1 protein-coding gene, 1 tRNA gene and 1 rRNA gene are annotated in these 2689 nt (G+C 54.3%); all 3 read left to right on the top strand.

Translation table 11 applies throughout. From position 1 onward, the window contains the following. Window positions 1-134 precede the first annotated feature (134 nt). The 3 genes from COP04_RS19030 to COP04_RS19020 all read left to right on the top strand — a co-directional run bounded on the left by COP04_RS19030 (window position 135) and on the right by COP04_RS19020 (window position 2564). Window positions 135-1683, top strand: a 16S ribosomal RNA gene (locus COP04_RS19030). A gap of 51 nt (window positions 1684-1734) precedes the next feature. Beyond that, window positions 1735-2031: a hypothetical protein gene (locus COP04_RS20015; protein WP_162297038.1), complete on the top strand. Its 297-nt coding sequence runs from the start codon at window positions 1735-1737 to the stop codon at window positions 2029-2031. Window positions 2032-2488: 457 nt separating this feature from the next. Next, a tRNA-Ala gene (locus COP04_RS19020) sits at window positions 2489-2564 on the top strand. Window positions 2565-2689 lie beyond the last annotated feature (125 nt).

Genomic DNA, 2689 nt, shown 5'->3' with positions numbered 1-2689 from the left:
AATGTTCCTTGAAAACTGAACAAAAGCCAAGCGTGATTTAAAGGGTGAAACCCTTAAGTCAATTCAAAATTTTTGCTGAGGATCGACAGAACGAAAAAGAAATAAGCGGAAGCTTCGGCTTCCTGAAAGAGTATTTTTTGGAGAGTTTGATCCTGGCTCAGGACGAACGCTGGCGGCGTGCCTAATACATGCAAGTCGAGCGCACGGAAGGGGGCTTGCCCCCGGAAGTGAGCGGCGGATGGGTGAGTAACACGTGGGCAACCTGCCTGTAAGACGGGGATAACTCCGGGAAACGGGAGCTAATACCGGGTAACACGCTGCACCGCATGGTGCAGGGTTGAAAGATGGTTTCGGCCATCGCTTACAGATGGGCCCGCGGTGCATTAGTTAGTTGGCGGGGCAACGGCCCACCAAGACCGCGATGCATAGCCGACCTGAGAGGGTGATCGGCCACATTGGGACTGAGACACGGCCCAAACTCCTACGGGAGGCAGCAGTAGGGAATCTTCCACAATGGACGAAAGTCTGATGGAGCAACGCCGCGTGAGCGAAGAAGGTTTTCGGATCGTAAAGCTCTGTTGCCGGAGAAGAATGAGTGAGAGAGGAAATGCTCTTGCAGTGACGGTATCCGGCCAGAAAGCCACGGCTAACTACGTGCCAGCAGCCGCGGTAATACGTAGGTGGCAAGCGTTGTCCGGAATTATTGGGCGTAAAGCGCGCGCAGGCGGCTTCCTAAGTCTGATGTGAAATCTTGCGGCTCAACCGCAAGCGGCCATTGGAAACTGGGGAGCTTGAGTACAGAAGAGGAGAGTAGAATTCCACGTGTAGCGGTGAAATGCGTAGAGATGTGGAGGAATACCGGTGGCGAAGGCGGCTCTCTGGTCTGTTACTGACGCTGAGGTGCGAAAGCGTGGGGAGCAAACAGGATTAGATACCCTGGTAGTCCACGCTGTAAACGATGAATGCTAGGTGTTAGGGGGGTCCAACCCCTTAGTGCTGAAGTTAACACATTAAGCATTCCGCCTGGGAAGTACGACCGCAAGGTTGAAACTCAAAGGAATTGACGGGGGCCCGCACAAGCAGTGGAGCATGTGGTTTAATTCGAAGCAACGCGAAGAACCTTACCAGGTCTTGACATCCTTCGACCGCCTGAGAGATCAGGCTTTCCCCTTCGGGGGACGGAGTGACAGGTGGTGCATGGTTGTCGTCAGCTCGTGTCGTGAGATGTTGGGTTAAGTCCCGCAACGAGCGCAACCCTTGACCTTAGTTGCCAGCATTGAGTTGGGCACTCTAGGGTGACTGCCGGTGACAAACCGGAGGAAGGTGGGGATGACGTCAAATCATCATGCCCCTTATGATCTGGGCTACACACGTGCTACAATGGGCGGTACAAAGGGCTGCGAGACCGCGAGGTTGAGCCAATCCCATAAAGCCGCCCCCAGTTCGGATTGCAGGCTGCAACCCGCCTGCATGAAGCCGGAATTGCTAGTAATCGCGGATCAGCATGCCGCGGTGAATCCGTTCCCGGGCCTTGTACACACCGCCCGTCACACCACGAGAGTGGATAACACCCGAAGTCGGTGCGGGAACCTTTATGGACCCAGCCGCCGAAGGTGGGACCCATGATTGGGGTGAAGTCGTAACAAGGTAGCCGTATCGGAAGGTGCGGCTGGATNCAGCATTGAGTTGGGCACTCTAGGGTGACTGCCGGTGACAAACCGGAGGAAGGTGGGGATGACGTCAAATCATCATGCCCCTTATGATCTGGGCTACACACGTGCTACAATGGGCGGTACAAAGGGCTGCGAGACCGCGAGGTTGAGCCAATCCCATAAAGCCGCCCCCAGTTCGGATTGCAGGCTGCAACCCGCCTGCATGAAGCCGGAATTGCTAGTAATCGCGGATCAGCATGCCGCGGTGAATCCGTTCCCGGGCCTTGTACACACCGCCCGTCACACCACGAGAGTGGATAACACCCGAAGTCGGTGCGGGAACCTTTATGGACCCAGCCGCCGAAGGTGGGACCCATGATTGGGGTGAAGTCGTAACAAGGTAGCCGTATCGGAAGGTGCGGCTGGATCACCTCCTTTCTAAGGAAAAAGAGACTCAGCGAAGCGTTTGGGCTTTTGTTTGGTTTTGAAGGAAGCATTCCTTCAGTAAATTATTTTTTAATGGTGNAAGTCGGTGCGGGAACCTTTATGGACCCAGCCGCCGAAGGTGGGACCCATGATTGGGGTGAAGTCGTAACAAGGTAGCCGTATCGGAAGGTGCGGCTGGATCACCTCCTTTCTAAGGAAAAAGAGACTCAGCGAAGCGTTTGGGCTTTTGTTTGGTTTTGAAGGAAGCATTCCTTCAGACCCGGCGTCCCTTCGGGGGCGCGGGACGATCCTTGAAAACTGGATAANGGCCTGTAGCTCAGCTGGTTAGAGCGCACGCCTGATAAGCGTGAGGTCGGTGGTTCAAGTCCACTCAGGCCCACCATTATTCTGGGGCCTTAGCTCAGCTGGGAGAGCGCCTGCTTTGCACGCAGGAGGTCAGGGGTTCGATCCCCCTAGGCTCCACCAATTAAATTAGGCGTTTAAAAATGTAATTTTTAAGCAACCTATTTAACGGTACACGATCCTTGAAAACTGGATAGCGAAAGAAACAAGCAACAAGTCAAGTCATTCCATAACGACCTCAAAGATGG

This window comes from Sporolactobacillus pectinivorans (assembly GCF_002802965.1).
Lineage (GTDB): Bacteria > Bacillota > Bacilli > Bacillales > Sporolactobacillaceae > Sporolactobacillus > Sporolactobacillus pectinivorans.
Note: the sequence above shows the minus strand (reverse complement) of the source record. Positions and strands in the feature narration are given on the sequence as shown.

Excerpts from the sequence above, each read along its gene's own strand:
- COP04_RS20015 (WP_162297038.1), top strand. The coding sequence starts at position 1,735 with ATGACGTCAAATCATCATGCCCCTTATGATCTGGGCTACACACGTGCT.